General features: G+C 42.3%; 13 protein-coding genes and 2 pseudogenes. 2 read left to right on the top strand and 13 right to left on the bottom strand.

The features are described 5' to 3' along the window. Positions 1 to 194: 194 nt before the first annotated feature. Positions 195 to 938: pseudogene (locus H9649_RS16135) on the bottom strand (MFS transporter); the annotation flags it as partial. Between H9649_RS16135 and H9649_RS16140 the strand changes: the two are divergent. Further along, positions 939 to 1,283, top strand: a pseudogene (locus H9649_RS16140) (MFS transporter); the annotation flags it as partial. It abuts the pseudogene before it with no gap. A gap of 348 nt (positions 1,284 to 1,631) precedes the next feature. On the opposite strand, the gene H9649_RS16145 reads toward H9649_RS16140, so the two are convergent. The 5 genes from H9649_RS16145 to H9649_RS16160 form a co-directional block, all read right to left on the bottom strand. Then, the gene (locus H9649_RS16145; RefSeq protein WP_191695930.1) at positions 1,632 to 2,222 is read right to left on the bottom strand and encodes an ankyrin repeat domain-containing protein; all 591 of its coding nucleotides are present in this window, start codon (positions 2,220 to 2,222) and stop codon (positions 1,632 to 1,634) included. A 160-nt stretch (positions 2,223 to 2,382) separates the two neighbouring features. Next, positions 2,383 to 3,747, bottom strand: coding sequence for a 23S rRNA (uracil(1939)-C(5))-methyltransferase RlmD (rlmD, locus tag H9649_RS16150; RefSeq protein WP_191695931.1), 1,365 nt, complete (start codon positions 3,745 to 3,747; stop codon positions 2,383 to 2,385). 94 nt (positions 3,748 to 3,841) lie between these two features. Continuing rightward, positions 3,842 to 3,949, bottom strand: a complete 108-nt coding sequence (gene cydS / locus H9649_RS18100; RefSeq protein ID WP_404828784.1) for a cytochrome bd oxidase small subunit CydS — start codon at positions 3,947 to 3,949, stop codon at positions 3,842 to 3,844. A 14-nt stretch (positions 3,950 to 3,963) separates the two neighbouring features. After that, entirely contained in the window at positions 3,964 to 4,989 is a 1,026-nt protein-coding gene (locus H9649_RS16155) for a cytochrome d ubiquinol oxidase subunit II (RefSeq protein ID WP_191695932.1), read from the bottom strand. Beyond that, positions 4,986 to 6,332: a cytochrome ubiquinol oxidase subunit I gene (locus tag H9649_RS16160; protein WP_191695933.1), complete on the bottom strand. Its 1,347-nt coding sequence runs from the start codon at positions 6,330 to 6,332 to the stop codon at positions 4,986 to 4,988. The genes H9649_RS16155 and H9649_RS16160 overlap by 4 nt, the downstream gene beginning before the upstream one ends. A gap of 293 nt (positions 6,333 to 6,625) precedes the next feature. Between H9649_RS16160 and H9649_RS16165 the strand changes: the two genes are divergently transcribed. Beyond that, on the top strand, positions 6,626 to 7,060 hold the full coding sequence (locus H9649_RS16165) for an NUDIX hydrolase (RefSeq protein WP_191695934.1): 435 nt from the start codon (positions 6,626 to 6,628) through the stop codon (positions 7,058 to 7,060). A gap of 36 nt (positions 7,061 to 7,096) precedes the next feature. On the opposite strand, the gene H9649_RS16170 is transcribed toward H9649_RS16165, so the two are convergent. From H9649_RS16170 to pcrA, 7 genes are all read right to left on the bottom strand, one after another. Next, positions 7,097 to 8,038: a diacylglycerol kinase gene (locus H9649_RS16170; protein ID WP_191695935.1), complete on the bottom strand. Its 942-nt coding sequence runs from the start codon at positions 8,036 to 8,038 to the stop codon at positions 7,097 to 7,099. 290 nt (positions 8,039 to 8,328) lie between these two features. Next, entirely contained in the window at positions 8,329 to 9,759 is a 1,431-nt protein-coding gene (gatB, locus tag H9649_RS16175) for an Asp-tRNA(Asn)/Glu-tRNA(Gln) amidotransferase subunit GatB (protein ID WP_191695936.1), read from the bottom strand. Next, positions 9,759 to 11,225 carry an Asp-tRNA(Asn)/Glu-tRNA(Gln) amidotransferase subunit GatA gene (gene gatA, locus H9649_RS16180; RefSeq protein ID WP_191695937.1) on the bottom strand — a complete coding sequence of 489 codons (1,467 nt, stop codon included), beginning with the start codon at positions 11,223 to 11,225 and terminating at the stop codon, positions 9,759 to 9,761. Before gatA ends, gatB begins: the two co-directional genes overlap by 1 nt. A 24-nt stretch (positions 11,226 to 11,249) precedes the next feature. After that, entirely contained in the window at positions 11,250 to 11,537 is a 288-nt protein-coding gene (gene gatC, locus H9649_RS16185) for an Asp-tRNA(Asn)/Glu-tRNA(Gln) amidotransferase subunit GatC (RefSeq protein WP_191695938.1), read from the bottom strand. Positions 11,538 to 11,687: 150 nt separating this feature from the next. Next, positions 11,688 to 12,803, bottom strand: coding sequence for a CamS family sex pheromone protein (locus H9649_RS16190; protein WP_191695939.1), 1,116 nt, complete (start codon positions 12,801 to 12,803; stop codon positions 11,688 to 11,690). Between the two features lie 7 nt (positions 12,804 to 12,810). Next, positions 12,811 to 14,823 (bottom strand): NAD-dependent DNA ligase LigA, encoded by a 2,013-nt coding sequence (gene ligA, locus H9649_RS16195; RefSeq protein WP_191695940.1) that lies wholly within the window; start codon positions 14,821 to 14,823, stop codon positions 12,811 to 12,813. A gap of 12 nt (positions 14,824 to 14,835) precedes the next feature. Beyond that, on the bottom strand, positions 14,836 to 17,070 hold the full coding sequence (gene pcrA / locus H9649_RS16200) for a DNA helicase PcrA (RefSeq protein ID WP_191695941.1): 2,235 nt from the start codon (positions 17,068 to 17,070) through the stop codon (positions 14,836 to 14,838). Positions 17,071 to 17,080 lie beyond the last annotated feature (10 nt).

A 17,080-nucleotide genomic window follows, 5' to 3' on the forward strand; every position in this document is an offset into this window, starting at 1 on the left:
TACACCATGTTTTTCAGCCAACCTCTTATATCCGATTGTTCCTCCGAGATATTCACGAACCACCATCGCCTTAAAATCATCTGCATATTTAACCATAATAAAACACCCCAAAAGTTAGATTTTCGACTCTAACTTTTGGGGTGCACTTCAAAACGCAACTGCATTTCCGAGGATGGTTTTTCATATGTTTTCCTTTAAACAGCTTCGCTATAATTCACAGACTCACTCTTCTTCAAAGTCAGCATGACCATAAAGGATAGTGTATATAATGCAGCTAAGTATAACATCGCAATTTTCATATCATAACTTTGTAGAAGATAGCCAACTAATATCGGTGAAAATCCTCCGATCGCCCGTCCAAAGTTAAAAATCGTGTTAGTTGCAGTACTTCGTATTTGTACTGGATAGAAACTGCTGATCAGTGCGCCATACCCTGCAAACATTCCATTTGAAAAGAAGCCTACAATCGCTCCACCTATTAACACACCCGCGCTTCCAGTGGCATACGCGTATAAAAACACAGCACAAGCAGAGGCAATCAGGAAGAATCCAAATGTTCTCTTTGCGCCAAATCGATCCAAGAATCGTCCAAACGTCAACATGCCGATAATCATTCCGACTGCTGTACTAATTGTCCACAGGGCTGAACCAGAAACGGATAATCCTTGTGATTTTTGCAACATAGAAGGCAACCAAATCATTAAGCCGTTATATCCGGCGATTTGAACCGTCGACATGATGATTAAAGATACTGTCGTAAATGCGATTCGTGGCGTCTCAAACAATTGAACCAATTTGCCCTTCTCAACTATCTTATTCGCTCTTTTTACTTTTTGAGCAGCTAGCCATTCTGGGGATTCGTCTAAATTCTTTCGTACGATAAAGGCAAAAATAACTGGTAAGACACCAACAAAGAACAATGCCCTCCACCCTAACGTGCAACAGGGGGACTGATTTCATCCATAACGAATATCGGTATGTTGTTAGGTGGAATCGTTTTTGGTGTATTAGCGGATAAATATGGGCGTGTAAAAGTGTTTACATATACGATATTGCTGTTTGCAGTCGGTACTGCGTTAACCGGACTAGCGACAAATATTGAACAGGTATACTTATTCAGGTTTATCGCAGGTATCGGTGCTGGTGGAGAATATGGTATTGGGATGGCGCTCGTTGCTGAGGCTTGGCCGAAAAATAAACAAGGGCGTGCATCTTCTTATGTCAGTGTCGGTGCCCAATACGGTGTCATTTTAGCAGCGTTGCTAAGTGCGGTCATTTTACCGAAGGAATGGATCGATATAATTACTTCCATTCTCCTTTCAAGTCTCACAGGACTTGGTTAAAAGAGGTCTATCTAAGAAATTTCCTATAAAAAATCAAAATAAATACCCATCTGTCTAAGAGGACAAAAGGGCATGAAAAAACGAGTTGAAATAAACTCCTATTATCAAGTAGCCTTATCGGCCTCTCGGGACCGAATTAAAGAGCAAGTATTTTTTATTATTGTAACAAAACATCTTCTGTTTTTCCACAATTATTTTATGGAAATAGGCAAAATGCCAAACAGACGCTGATAAATTTCTGTATTTCGTTACACAGATGACAGTTGCCGTAATTTTCAACTATAACGATTATGCCCCCGCTTCTTTCAAAATACGTTCAATTTCTTTAAACCCACGGCTTTCCGCATGTTCTAACGGGGTAATTCCATCTCTATCACTAATATGGACATCAGCTCCATGATCTACTAACAGCTGTACGATCTCTTGATAGTTCTTACCGCCATCTCCCAAAATGACAGCTTCTAATAATGCAGTCCAATGCAACTTATTTAGGTGATTCACGTCTGTGTCAGAGTTAGTTAAAAGTTCCTCCACAATATCCACATGTCCTCGATCGGAAGCTGGTATGAGGGCAGTTCCACCATAACGATTTGTTATAGTTGTATCAGCCCCTGCTTGAAGAGCAAGTTTCACGATTTCAAGCAAGCCTTCCGCCCCTGCATATAAAAGCACATTATCCATATTGTCATTGCGAATATTGATGTCTGCACCTTTTTCAATAAGCGCCTTGACTGTATCAACATTGTTTTTTTGCGTTGCTGCCATTACGGCCGTAACTCCCTGATTATTTGTCGCATTAATATCTACTTCACCTTTTAATAATTCCAAAACAGTTTCTGTGTCTCCTTCTGTTGCTGCAGAAATTAACTGTTGCCCCAAATCAGTTCCCTCCTTTTTTTCTAATTCTACAGGCGTGCTTTCCATAGGTGCTGGGGGTGAGCTACATGCTGAAAGCATAACTATACAAAAACTTATAATAATCCCTTTCATTCTCAAGATAGACTGCACCTCCTGCAATACATAAAATTTACTCTTACAGCTATTCCAACTCTATCAACGCCACACACTCGACGTGACTACTTTGCGGGAACATATCAACAGGTTGCACTTCCTGCGTCTTATATCCGCCATCTTCCAATATGCGCAAATCACGTGCTAGAGTTCCCGGATTACACGATACATAGACGACACGTTTCGGTTTATACGTCAAAATCGTTTGTAACAGCTTCTCGTCACAGCCTTTACGCGGCGGGTCGACGACCAATACGTCAAATCGCTTACCTTGTTCATACCACTTTGGAATGACTTCTTCAGCAGGACCTGCTTCAAAATGAGCATTATCTATACCATTCAGTTCCGCATTCCGTTTCGCATCCTCAATTGCCTGTGGAACAATTTCGACGCCGTACACTTCTTTTGCCTGTTGAGCTAGGAATAAAGAAATTGTACCGATGCCACAATAGGCGTCAATGACCGTTTCGCTGCCTGTCAACTGCGCATACTCAAGTGCTTGACCGTACAAAACTTCCGTCTGTTCAGGATTTACTTGATAGAATGATCTTGCTGATATTTCAAAGTCGATGTCACCGATCGAATCAATGATAAATGATTTGCCATAAAGACATGACGTTTCATTACCAAAAATGACATTCGTCTTTTCACTGTTGACGTTGTGCATAATGGAAGTCACTTCAGGAATGACCCGTTTAATCATTGTGACAACTGCTTCCTGTTGTGGGAATTTGCGCTTTGATGTGACTAAGACGACCATTACCTCGCCTGTAGCCTTACCTTTACGTACAATCAAATGTCGCAGCATTCCTTTATGTGTCCGTTCGTTATATGCATCCATTCCTAAAATTAGCATTTCCCGCTTTAACGTAGCCATCAGTTCATCGGCTTCTTCACTTTGGATAATACACACGTCCGTATCGACAATCTGATGGGTCCGTGATTTATAAAATCCGGAGATAATCCGGCCGTTCTGCTCGCCAAAAGGTATTTGGGATTTATTGCGGTAGCGCCATGGGTTGTCCATCCCTTTCACTGGATGTACTGGCACGTCTGGCAATTTGGCAATGCGATCCATGACATCGCGCACTTGCTTTTGTTTTTGGATCAACTGTCCTTCATAAGACAAGTGTTGCATTTGGCAACCGCCACAATCCCAGAATACTGGACAAGGAGGCTCTACTCGCTGAGGGCTTGCCTCAATTACATTTAGCAACTTCGCGAATCCGTAATTCTTCAGCGTCTTGCCGACTTTGACCTCCACTTGCTCGCCAGGCAATGCACCCGGTATGAATAGTGGATATCCTTCCACTTTAGCAACGCCAGACCCATCATGCGTCAAATCCTCGACATAAACGTTCAGACGATCATTTTGTTGTACAATAAAAGACATGTTTTTCTTCCTCCAAATTTCATATGTATACAGTTTAGCACGTTTTTCTTTACGAAGACGAAAAAACAGACGCCTAGTTGACGTCTGTTCTTTCCTATTCTTCCTTATCCACCGAACCGTCCATCGGAGCGACAAAAAATGCTACCGCGATTGCTCCAACTAGGACTATGAATGGTGCATAGAAAATGATGAAATTAGTCATTCCATTTCCTCCTATTAGGCATGGTGGTCTTCATTTCCGCGCACATATTCCTTGTTGAACAAGAACAGACGCATGAGCAATATAAGGGATGGAATCAATAGACAGAGGCCCAATATGAACGCAACAATCAGTGATATTGCCATCGCCGGATTTGTAAAACTGTCGTAAATCGTCAAGTACGGATAGAGCAAGTATGGATAGTGTGATGCACCGTATCCAAAAAATGCAAAGGCGAATTGACCTGCCAATAACCCGAATGCCCATCCATACTGCTTTTTCTTCATTAACAGATAAACCGTTCCGATGAACATGATGAACGAGATGAGGAACATTGGCCAAAATGTCTGGATGTTCTCAAAGTGTTCAGGATTGTGTTTACGCAGTTCAAAAATAATCCCGCCTGCCGTGATGATCGTCGGCAATGCCCAAATAAGCGCATATTTACGCAATAGGCTTGTCGCCTCGACGTCACGAGCCTTATTTGCATACCAAGTGAGGAATACCGCAGAAATATATAGTGTCGCAGATATACTGAGCACGACAATCGACCACGTCAATGGACTCGTGAACAGCTCCCAGTAATCTAGTACGGGATTATCGTTTACCATTTCGATGTAGCCGCCTTCAGAAATCGTCAAGACGATCGAAAGTGATGCGGGTATTAATAGACCTGCAAGGCCGTACATGAATGTATAGCCTTTATGTCCTCTTGCACCATACGTTTCAAACGCATAATACGAACCGCGTATCGCAAGCAATACGACACCGATACTTACTGGGACGAGTAATGTCGTCCCATAGTAGAATGCAGTCTTCGGAAAGAATCCGATGATCCCTACAAAGAAGAACACGAGAAATACATTCGTCACTTCCCAAACTGGCGATAAATACCGCTGAATGACCTTCGTCAAAATCCGCTGTTTACCGGTCAATACAGTATACGCATTGAAAAAACCTGCACCGAAATCAATTGCGCCAACGACGATATAACCGAAGAGGAACGTCCAAAGAACCGATATCCCTAAGATTTCCAAGTTCAATGTACATCACCGCCTTTTTCTGTATGACGATCTTCAAGCTCACGTTCTACAGGATTCTTACGGAACATTCGTCTAAGTACAACGATACTTCCAACTCCTAGCACTAAATACAATGAAGCAAATAGGACAAGCATCAAATCAACTTGGCCGCTAGTCGTTGCAGCATCTTCGACCCTCATAATATTGCGCAAGATCCACGGTTGACGTCCGACTTCTGCGAGCCACCATCCCGCTTCGATGGCAAGAAGTGAAAGCGGCCCGCCCAATACGATAAGCCAACGGAACCATTTCGTCGTAACCATCTTCCATCGCCGTTTTGTGCCAACCCAATACGTTGCCGCTAACAGAGCCATCCACATACCGATGAACACCATTACATTGAACAGATAATGGATATATAGTGGAGGCGTATCTTCCTCGGCAAATTGATCAAGTCCAATTACTTCCGCTGTTGGATTGTTATGTGCAAGGATTGATAATCCAAATGGGATTTTAATAGCATACTTCACTTCTCCGTCTTTCATTATCCCCATCAAGTAAAGAGGAGCATTCTCTTGCGTTTCAAAATGCCATTCAGCGGCAGCCAGTTTTTCAGGCTGATATTCAGCTAAATATTTACCGGAAAAGTCACCGATGATTGCACTTCCAATTGCGAAGATCAACCCAACTTTCATTGTCAAATGTAGGGCTTTTTTGTGATATACATGATTGGAACCCTTTAACATCCTGAAAGCAGCAATTGCAGCGAGAACGAAGGCAGATGTCATATAGGCAGTAATAACAACGTGCGCAACTTTTGTCGGCATCGCCGGGTTGAACATCGCAAGCAATGGGTTGATGTTCACAAGCTCTCCATTGACGATGTCAAATCCTCGTGGTGCATTCATGAATGCATTAACAATCGTAATGAATACTGCTGAGAATGAAGCTCCAATAGCAACTGGAACAAGTAACAGCAAATGTTTTTTCTGATTCTCAAATCGATCCCAGGTATACAAATAAATACCAAGGAAAATCGCTTCAAAGAAGAATGCAAAAGTTTCCATGAACAAAGGAAGCGCAATGACATTACCTGCAAGTTCCATGAAGTTTGGCCACAATAGCGATAACTGTAGACCGATTGCCGTTCCTGTTACGACACCAACTGCGACTGTAATGATAAATCCCCTTGCCCATCTCCGCGCAAGCAAAATATAGTGTTCATCATTTTTCTTTATTCCGACCCATTGTGCAATCATAATCATTAAAGGGACTCCGACACCGATGGTCGCATATAGAATATGAAACGAAAGCGTTGTTTCTGTCAACACGCGTGACCAGAATACAGCTTCTTCATTGCCCATTCGACTTCCTCCTCAACTTCCAAAAATTCTTCCGACTATTGATATGAGCATAATCAATGCAACAACGAAAACCAATATCATCAAGCGTTTTTCCTGCTTTTTATACATGAGGAATCCACCCTCCAAATAAGTATGAATACAATCATAGTATTCATTCCCTCTTTTTATTTATAATAACAGCTTTGGATGAAGCTTTTATGAAGGCTTTGTGAATAAATAACGTCAAACAACTAACACTTGAGAATAGTACCAATATTATGTATAATAGAGGAATTATACCGAGGTGAACAATTATGCAAGTGAAAAGAAAAGTGTTAGCCTACATTACCACAGGCATTGATTTAGAACTCAAACTACTCATTTTCGAACAAAGAAACGTACCTGAAGCGGGATGGCAAGTTCCTGGAGGTACGATTGAAAAAGATGAATTGCTCATTGATGCACTTTATCGTGAGATTGAAGAAGAAACAGGCATTAAGCGCGAGCATTTAGAGTTAAATGGCAAAGTGAACAAGCGCAATTATTTTCCTGAAAACCGGGAAGATGTCGTACATGAACGTACAATTTTCCATCTTACGTATACGGGTGAAGAAAAACCTGAATGGGACAATATGGTAGAAGGCGATGGAGTGGATAGAGGTATGATTTTTCACTGTAAGTGGATTCCTGTGAAGGATTTGCCAAGACTTGCAGCAGAACAAGATACTGAAATCGATTTTATTACGTAATGCGATATACCAAATTGGAAAAGCTGTAGTGGAGACTTAATCCACTACAGCTTCTTCGCTATCATTATCAATTCGGTCTTGCTCACGAATATCATTAATCGGTACAAACATTTCAATATGTCTATACAAATTCTCGAATTTCGCAGGCAATGTCCCACCATACTCACCATCTAGATTTAGTAAGACTTCCTCTGTCGATGTAACTGTCACTCTCTCGGCCTGAGAAGCGATGACTAACGGATCGTCAAGATGTTCGCCTCTTAAAGCAAGACTGACGACTCTAAGGAATTCTGCGATATTACACTTCTTCAAAATTAGCAAAGTAAACTTCCCGTCATTAATACTTGAATTTGGAGCTAATTTCTCCAAACCGCCAACGGAGTTCGTCAACCCGATTAGAAATAGCATAACTTCACCTTCAAACACTTCATCATCATATTCGATTCTCACATGTGATGAATGAATGGAAGGGAGCATTTCTATCCCTTTTAAATAATAGGCAAGCTGTCCTATAACCGTTTTTAGTTTACTTGGGACTTCATACGTGAGTTCTGTCATTCTACCGCCACCTGCGATGTTAATGAACTGTCTATTATTCATAAGACCGACATCTACAGGAATCGTCTCTCCTGCTAAAATGATGTCAAGCGCATCATCGATATCTCGAGGTATTCGCAGTGCACGTGCAAAGTCGTTCGTCGTTCCCATTGGAATCAAACCGATTTTAGGTCTCTTTTCAAACGCAGATACACCGGCAACAACCTCATTCAGTGTGCCATCTCCACCTGAAGCGATAATAACATCAAATCCACGCTCCACTGCCAACTTTGCAGCTTCAGTTGCATCCCCTTCTGCTGTTGTTGCATGGACAGAAGTTTCATAACCGGCTTTTTCCATCTTCTCAAGCACCTCTGCAAGATGTTTACGAAAAGCTTCCCGACCTGCTGTAGGATTATAAATAATTCGAGCACGTTTCATACATATACACTCTCTCTTCTTACAAAATCTTCTATAGAAATCCACTATTTCCGTTTAGAATGTCAGCACATCTTTTGTCATTCAAGCATCTATTTTACGGATGAATATACTGTCTGTTTAGTTCTGGTTGTGTAGTATATTCTTTCAAGCGCCGTACAAACACTCTTTTGTACTTCATTGTTTACCTATCCATTCCCATTTCAAATAGGATGGCAAACGTCATTAGTCGAAAAATATCCCATACGAACTTTTTCTAAGAATCGTATGGGATGGTATTAGCGTTTATTCAATCAACGCTTGTTGATTTCTTCAAGGAGAATCTTATTGACAAGTGGCGGGTTCGCTTGACCTTTAGTCGCCTTCATCACTTGTCCGACAAGGAAGCCGACTGCGCGGTCCTTACCGTTTTTGAAGTCCTCAATCGATTGCTCGTTAGCATTAAGGATGTCCGAAACGATAGTACGTAATGTACCTTCGTCTGAAATTTGTACAAGTCCTTTTGCTTTCACGATATCAGCAGCATTTCCGCCGTTTTCGATGAGTTCCTTGAATACTTTCTTCGCAATTTTAGATGAAATCGTTCCGTCAGAAATGAGCTTCACCATACTTGCTAAACCTTCTGGAGTCAACGCAGTGTCATGTAATTCCTTCTGTTCCGCATTCAAATATGCAGATACTTCACCCATCAGCCAGTTCGACGCAAGTTTTGCATCTGCTCCAGCTGTAACGGTTGCATCGAAGAAATCAGACATTTCCTTCGTCAATGTCAAGACATGCGCATCATATTCAGGCAAGTCAAGTTCTTGCACATAGCGCGCTTTACGTGCGTCAGGCAGTTCAGGTATTTCCGCACGGACGCGGTCAATCCATTCCTGATCGATATGGATTTCCGACAAATCCGGATCGTTAATGAAGCGGTAGTCATTCGCACTCCCTTTAATACGCATAAGGACTGTCTGACCTGTTGTTTCATCATAACGACGTGTTTCCTGAACAATTTCCCCACCCGACAGAAGGACTTTCTCTTGACGTTCTACTTCGTTTGCAATTCCTCTGCGAACAAAGTTGAATGAATTCAAGTTTTTCAATTCCGTCTTCGTACCAAATTCTTCTTGACCATATGGACGTAATGAAATATTAGCGTCACATCGCAATGAGCCTTCTTCCATACGGACGTCAGAAACGCCTGTATATTGAATGATAGCTTTCAGTTTCTCAAGGAATGCATACGCTTCTTCAGGGGACCGGATGTCAGCTTCTGTAACAATCTCGATTAGAGGCGTACCTTGTCTGTTCAAATCGACAAGTGAGTAGCCGTTATCGGAGTGCGTCAGTTTGCCTGCATCTTCTTCCAGGTGAACACGTTCGATACGAATTTTTTTCTTTTTGCCTTCTACTTCGATCTCAATCCAACCGTTTGAGCCGACCGGACGATCATCTTGTGAAATCTGATAAGCTTTCGGATTGTCTGGATAGAAATAGTGCTTTCTGTCAAAATTCATTTCTCTTGCAACGTCACAATTTAATGCCATAGAAGCCTTCATACCGAACTCTACAGCACGTTTGTTCAACGTTGGCAACGTACCTGGATAGGCCAAGTCTGTAACGTGAATATTCATATTCGGTTCTGCCCCGAAATGAGCAGGAGCAGGAGAGAAAATTTTTGTATCTGTTTTCAGTTCAACGTGGACTTCAAGTCCTACAATCGTTTCAAAGTTCATTATTCTTGTCCCTCCCCAATAGATGGAGTCCGCTTATGGTGTTCAGTAGCCTGTTCGAACGCATGCGCCACACGATATAGTGTCGCTTCGTCGAAATGTTTTCCAATCATTTGCAATCCGATCGGTAATCCATCAGAGAATCCACATGGAATTGAAATGGCCGGTATGCCAGCCAAGTTGACGGGTACTGTCAAAATGTCATTCGTGTAAAGTGTCAAAGAATCTCTGACAACTCCACCGATTTCATATGCAGTCGTTGCACTTGTCGGTCCAACGATGATGTCATAGTTTTCAAATACGGAAGCAAAATCTTGCGCGATCAATGTACGTACTTTCATTGCTTTAACGTATAGATCTTCATGATGATCCGCGCTTAACGCATACGTTCCGTAAAGAATCCGCTTTTTCACTTCTGTACCGAAACCTTCTGCACGAGCGCGCAAATAGATTTCATTCAAGTTTTTAGCGTTCTCCGGATGGTAACCGTAACGGATTCCGTCAAATCTAGCCAAGTTAGATGACGCCTCAGCTGTAGCAATTGCGTAATAAGTTGGTGATGCATAGTGGGAGTGTGGCAAAGATACTTCGTCCCACGTTGCGCCAAGTGATTCAAGAACTGTAAGTGCAGCTTGCACGGATTCTTTCACATCTTGAGCAACGCCTTCACCCATATATTCTTTTGGAACTGCTATTCGTAATCCTTTAATATCACCAGTCAATCCTGCGATTAAATTCGGTATTTCCTTCGAAGAAGACGATGAATCACGGTGGTCTACTCCTGCAATTGCACTCAATAGCATGGCATTGTCTTCAACAGTACGTGTCAAAGGACCGATTTGGTCAAGAGAGGAAGCAAATGCGACAAGTCCATAGCGAGAAATTCTGCCGTATGTAGGCTTCATGCCGACGATTCCACAAAATGCGGCTGGTTGGCGAACAGATCCACCAGTATCTGTTCCAAGTGAAAACAGCACTTCTCCTGCAGCGACTGCAGCTGCTGAACCGCCTGAAGAACCACCAGGTACTCGGTCCAATTTCCAAGGATTATGTGTCGTTTGAAATGCTGAACGCTCAGTAGTTGACCCCATAGCAAATTCATCCATATTCAATTTACCGACACTGATCATACCCGCTTCATGAACTTTTTCAACGACTGCCGCATCATACACAGGCACAAAGTTCTCAAGCATCTTACTTGCACATGTAGTTGTAATTCCTTTTGTAATAATATTGTCTTTTATACCAATAGGTAAGCCGAATAGTGATCCCCGGTTTTCAAGAGGTTCATTGTCCAGTTGTTCAGCACGGGCAAGCGCATCTTCTTCTGTCAATGTAAGGAAGGCTTGGACTTTGTCGTCTAATGCCTTAATCTGCTTAAATGAATCCTCAGTCACTTCTTTAACAGAGACTTCCCGGTTATGTAGTAATGTTTGAAGTTCTGTAGCCGTCTTCTTCATTAACGTCATCTTTTATCCTCCTAAAGTCCGTTATCACAAGATGTTCGGAACCTTTATCATTCCGTCTTCGTGTTCTTCAACGCCTGCGAGCATCTCTTCGCGGTCTAATACGTCTTGAGGTACATCAACTCGCAACACGTTATATAGCTGCAACGGGTGTGTCATCGGCTTTACGCCTTCCGTATCAACTTCATTCAATACATCCCCGAATCCTACAAGTTCGCTAATCAGTTCTGAAAACTGTGCTGCATCCTGATCTGAAATAGCAATTCTTGCGAAGTTCGCAAAATATCGGACATCTTCTTCTGTAAACTTATTCATATTCTTTCCTCCTCATCTGCAATTGTACGACTAATCATACCACCTAACAGGTATGTTGAAAAGTAACTGTCTTAGTCTAAATAATGCGTCCCTACATGCTTCCCTGACGATTCTCATCGTATTTCCTCACGTGCATTCAACATGTACCTATCAGTATCCATAAATATGGACAAATGGATCTTTTTCTCCCGCTTTCTTAACAATTAATGCTTCCGCTCCATTGACGGATGTAATGTTCACTTCAACGTCAATATCAGAATAATAATCTCTAACTTTTCCAGTTAGAAATTGGGTAAATCCAATTGTTTCGCTTTTCCCGAAAAACTGTATAGGGATCGTAATACGCAATGATTTCATTCGATTATCTTTAAAAAAGGCGGTACCTACAATGTTCACAAAGCTTGGAAAATACTCATCGACATCCTGTTTAAAGCGACTGAATTTTGTATTGATGTCACGGTAATTATCGATGGAAGAAGGAGCAGGTAACAATACATATTGTTCATTCACTTCCTTCCATGCATTTGGAACCTCTTTACCTTTATCGGCAAATGCAGTAGCGAAGTATGAACCGGGTACGATTGAGTTCCGTTTTTCTTGTTTGAAGAGCCCTACGACAATCGGGATGTCTTGAAACCCTTCTTGCGCTCGTAATCTTCTTACAATTTCATCAGCTGCTTTTATACCTTGCTTTTGGAGTTCCTCATCTGTAATGTTGATTTCTTTGTTATTCTTCCCATAATAAACAGAGTTTAAGGCGAGTCCGATAGAAACTCCTGACAATCGAAGTTTCTTTTCATCTGTCAACGTCAAATAATTTTGCTCGATGATATGCGCAAGAAATATAGGCTTCTCTTCCGCATCTTCTCCTTCAGCTTCCGGCGGATTCAGACCTTCTTTATCATTGGAGCTTCTTGCAAGCCAGCGTTTCGCTGTTTCCTTATCGATATACTGGCCTTCTTGAAAGTAATGGTTCTTTGTATCGAAGTGTTGCGTAGAAAGGCGTAGCAACCCTTCTTCGGCTTCCTGAATATCGTATTTCGTATTGAGATTGCCGACAACAAGACCACGGCTTGCACTTTGCTTGAACGGCAGTGTCGTCAGATAGAACTCATCTTTCAATTGGACATCCGGAATCATGACCGTCTCTTCGTCTTGTTTGTCAGTTTCCTGGATAAGGGGTTCTTTCTCAGGTCCAATAGATGGCAGGCATCCGCTCAGCAAAAGAGCGGTCACCATGCTTGGTGCTATTAATAACTTCTTCATAAAAAAATTACTCCTTTTCGCCGAGCGCTTCGATCAGATCGGTTTCATTCCAAATAGTGATGTTAAGCTCTTCAGCCTTTGCAAGCTTTGAACCTGCATCTTCTCCAGCGATAACCAAATCCGTCTTTTTACTGACGCTGCCGCTCACTTTACCTCCGAGCGCTTCAATTTGCTCCTTCGCGTCATTTCGATTCAAGATGGATAACTTTCCTGTCAAGACGACTGTTTTCCCAGCAAACGGTCCGTCAGTAGGGATTTCCTGTCGATCAGGTCCCGCATATGTCATGTTCACTCCGTGTTCTTTCAACTTCCCAATGACCTTTTGAACATCTTCATTGGCAAAGAATGTTTTAATTGAATGTGCAACTTTATCCCCAATCTCGTGAATGGATGTGAGGCGTTCCTCGTCCGCTTCTGCAATCGCGTCCATTGTCCCAAATTCTTCGGATAAAATACGTGAAGCTCTTTCACCGACATGGCGAATACCGAGTCCGAAAAGTAATTTCTCCAGTGAATTCGCTTTGGATGTTTGAATAGCGCTAAGTAAATTCGTAACTGACTTCTCACCCATTCGATCCAATTCCAACAATTGCTCTTTCGTCAGTGCATATAGATCTGCAGCATCGTGCACGAGTTCTGCCGTATATAATTGGTCGACAACTCTCTCGCCAATCCCTTCAATATTCATAGCATTGCGTGAGACAAAATGGATGATTGCTTCTTTCATTTGCGCTGCACATTGCGGATTTACACAACGTAGTGCCACTTCTCCTTCAATCCGAACAAGCTCCGAATCACATACTGGACAATGTTCCGGTATCGCATATGGCTCTTCTGAACCTGTACGGTGCTCAACGAGGACTCGGACGATTTCAGGAATAATATCGCCAGCCTTCCGTACAATTACCGTGTCTCCAATACGTATATCCTTTTCACGGATGAGGTCTTCATTATGAAGAGAAGCACGAGAAACTGTCGTGCCTGCAACACGAACCGGTTCTAGTATCGCAGTAGGCGTCACGACACCCGTCCGTCCGACGCTTAGTTCAATATCAAGCAGTTTTGACTGGACTTCTTCGGCAGGGAATTTATATGCCGTCGCCCAGCGCGGACTCTTGGCAGTGAAGCCCAACTGTTCCTGATCTTCGTACTCATCCACTTTAATGACAATACCGTCAATTTCATAATCAAGATCTTGTCTCCGCGATTGCCACGACTCAATATACTCAATCACTTCGTCAATTGATGGACAACGTTTGCTTTGCTTATTCGTTTCAAATCCAAGCGTAGCTAAATAATCTAGCGAATCTGAGTGACTATCCTGCCCGAATGCACTTCCATCCCCGCCAACACCATAGATAAATACGGAAAGGTTTCGGCTAGCAGCGATTTTCGGGTCCAACTGACGTAGCGATCCGGCTGCAGCGTTACGCGGGTTTGCAAATGGTTCTTCTCCATTTTCATCACGCACTTCATTTAAGCGCATGAAGGATCTTTTTGGCATATAAGCTTCTCCGCGAACTTCAATTGTAATCGGCTCTGTCAACTTCATAGGAATCGCATGAATCGTTTTCAAATTGGACGTTATATCTTCGCCAATTGTTCCGTCTCCGCGTGTCGATCCTTGGACGAAAGCTCCGTTTTCATATTTTAAAGAAACGGCTAACCCATCTATTTTCAATTCGCATATATACGTAATGGTTTGTCCTGCTCCTGCTTGTACACGCCTGTCAAAATCTCTTATATCTTCTTCGTTAAACACGTTGGAAAGACTCAGCATAGGAAATTCATGAATGACTTTTGTGAAGCCAGCAAGAATATCCCCTCCGACTCGTTGCGTAGGGGAGTCGGGATAGATTAGATCGGGGTATTCAGCTTCTATAGCTAGCAGCTCCTGCATTTTACGATCGTAAACGGAGTCGGGCACAATTGGAGTATCACGTACGTAGTAGGCATGTCCATACTCATTTAGCAATCCCGTCAATTCCTGCACACGTTTTTCAGCTTCAATTCGATCCATTTTTCTCTCTCCCTATGCTTTTTCTATTGGAGCAAATTTGGCCAATAGCCTTTTTACGCCGATTGGTTGCGGGAATGCGATATCAAGTTCAACGTCATCTGCAGTTCCCTTTACACTGACGACCATTCCTGTGCCCCATTTTTTATGGGTGGCTTTGTCGCCAGCTTTCCATCCCATCTTTTCTCCGCCACTAGTTTTATATACAGGTTTTCTAACAGCAGGTCTGACTGGAGCAGCAGTTCTTCCGAATCCACTTGATCCAAAACCTTGATTATCATTTGACTTCACTTCGATAATATCTGGAGATATCTCATTCAAGAAACGAGATGGATTGTTATAATTCGTACGCCCGAAAATTGTGCGGTAGGAAGCCGCAGTTAGAAACAATAACTGCTCGGCTCGAGTAATCGCTACGTACGCAAGTCTACGCTCTTCTTCCATTTCTTCATTATCTCCTATTGACCGAGCATGCGGGAAGATATTCTCTTCCATGCCAATAACGAAGACGACTGGAAATTCTAGCCCTTTTGCTGCATGCATCGTCATAAGGACGATTTTTTCTTTCGCTTGATTTTCTTCTTTATCAAGCGAATCAATATCCGCTATTAAAGCCAGATCTGTTAAAAATGCGACGAGTGAACGATCGCTGTCATCCTCTTCTGCCCTTTTTTCAAAAGCTTCGGTCACTGACAGGAATTCATCGATATTTTCAAGCCTGCTTTCTGATTCTATAGACTTCTCGCGTTCAAGCATTCCCCGATATCCGCTCTTTTCAATCACTTGCTCGACGAGTTCTGTAACTGACAAGTACTCCTGCATTTGAGAGAAGCCCGCAATCATATCTCTAAATTTCCCAGCTTCATTTGCAGCTTTAGCTGGCAGCCCCATAAAATGGACTTCTTGTAGTGCATCGAAAATCGAGCGCTCATTTTCTAATGCGAATAACGCCATTCGTTCAAATGAAGTCGCTCCTATGCTGCGTTTTGGTTCGTTAATAATACGTGAGAGGGCCAAGTCATCATCATTATTAGCGATTAACCGTAAATAGGCCAATAAATCTTTAATTTCTTTTCGATCATAGAACTTCGTACCACCGACAATCGTATAGTCCAAGTTCGATTTCACTAAGTACTCCTCAATCATTCGTGATTGTGCATTCGTTCTGTACAACACAGCGAACTGATCGAGCGACAACCCTTGCTCCTCTTTTAACTCGATGATTTTCTGCACGATGAACTGAGACTCATCTTTTTCGTCAGAGGCTTTATAGACCGTAATTGCGCTTCCCTCGTCATTATCCGTCCGCAACTTTTTATCATATCGGCTTTCGTTGTTTTTAATAACATCATTCGCTGCTTGCAAAATTGTTTTCGTGGAACGATAATTCTGTTCAAGCATGATGACTGCTGCATCTTTATAATCTTTTTCGAATGATAGGATATTGCCGATGTCTGCACCACGCCATCTATAAATGGACTGGTCTGAATCCCCTACAACACAAATGTTGCGGAATTTTGTTGCAAGCATCTTAACGAGACGGTATTGGGCATTGTTCGTATCTTGATATTCATCGACATGAATATACTGGAACTTATTTTGATAATAATCGAGAACTTCAGGGACGCGTTCGAATAAGGTGAGCGTCATCATAATCAGATCGTCAAAATCGAGTGATTGGTTTTGGCGCAACTTTTTTGAGTAGCCTTCATACACATCCGCTATCGTTTTTTCGTAAGGGTTTTGAGGATTGATCTGGCCTTTGAATGTATCTGCATCGATACATTCATTCTTTGCTGAACTGATTGCATTGAGCATGGAACGTGGATCGTATTGTTTTGGATCGATATTCCGCTCCTTCAATACATTCTTCACTGCTGTCAGCTGATCGGAAGAGTCAAGGATGGTGAAGTTTTTAGAAATTCCGATTCGGTCAATATTTCTTCGTAAAATACGTACGCACATTGAGTGGAATGTCGATACCCACATACGTTCACCTGTACCAGGTCCTAGTAATCCGTCTATACGGTCACGCATTTCACGTGCGGCTTTATTTGTAAACGTGAGTGCAAGAATATTGGATGGATATACATTCTTTTCAACAATTAAATAGGCTATCCGATGTGTAAGTACCCGTGTTTTACCGGAACCTGCGCCTGCCATAATTAGTAGTGCGCCTTCCGTTGTTTTTACCGCACGGGCTTGCTCAGGGTTCATGCCGACGAGCAAGTCTTCAGCAATTTTTTTCATAATGCAATTC

It is taken from the genome of Sporosarcina quadrami (assembly GCF_014836615.1).
Taxonomy (GTDB): domain Bacteria; phylum Bacillota; class Bacilli; order Bacillales_A; family Planococcaceae; genus Sporosarcina; species Sporosarcina quadrami.

Coding starts and splice junctions, on each gene's coding strand:
- rlmD (WP_191695931.1), bottom strand. CDS start 3,747: ATGTCTTTTATTGTACAACAAAATGATCGTCTGAACGTTTATGTCGAG.
- cydS (WP_404828784.1), bottom strand. CDS start 3,949: ATGACTAATTTCATCATTTTCTATGCACCATTCATAGTCCTAGTTGGA.
- H9649_RS16160 (WP_191695933.1), bottom strand. CDS start 6,332: ATGGGCAATGAAGAAGCTGTATTCTGGTCACGCGTGTTGACAGAAACA.
- H9649_RS16165 (WP_191695934.1), top strand. CDS start 6,626: ATGCAAGTGAAAAGAAAAGTGTTAGCCTACATTACCACAGGCATTGAT.
- H9649_RS16170 (WP_191695935.1), bottom strand. CDS start 8,038: ATGAAACGTGCTCGAATTATTTATAATCCTACAGCAGGTCGGGAAGCT.
- gatB (WP_191695936.1), bottom strand. CDS start 9,759: ATGAACTTTGAAACGATTGTAGGACTTGAAGTCCACGTTGAACTGAAA.
- gatA (WP_191695937.1), bottom strand. CDS start 11,225: ATGACGTTAATGAAGAAGACGGCTACAGAACTTCAAACATTACTACAT.
- gatC (WP_191695938.1), bottom strand. CDS start 11,537: ATGAATAAGTTTACAGAAGAAGATGTCCGATATTTTGCGAACTTCGCA.
- H9649_RS16190 (WP_191695939.1), bottom strand. CDS start 12,803: ATGAAGAAGTTATTAATAGCACCAAGCATGGTGACCGCTCTTTTGCTG.
- ligA (WP_191695940.1), bottom strand. CDS start 14,823: ATGGATCGAATTGAAGCTGAAAAACGTGTGCAGGAATTGACGGGATTG.
- pcrA (WP_191695941.1), bottom strand. CDS start 17,070: ATGAAAAAAATTGCTGAAGACTTGCTCGTCGGCATGAACCCTGAGCAA.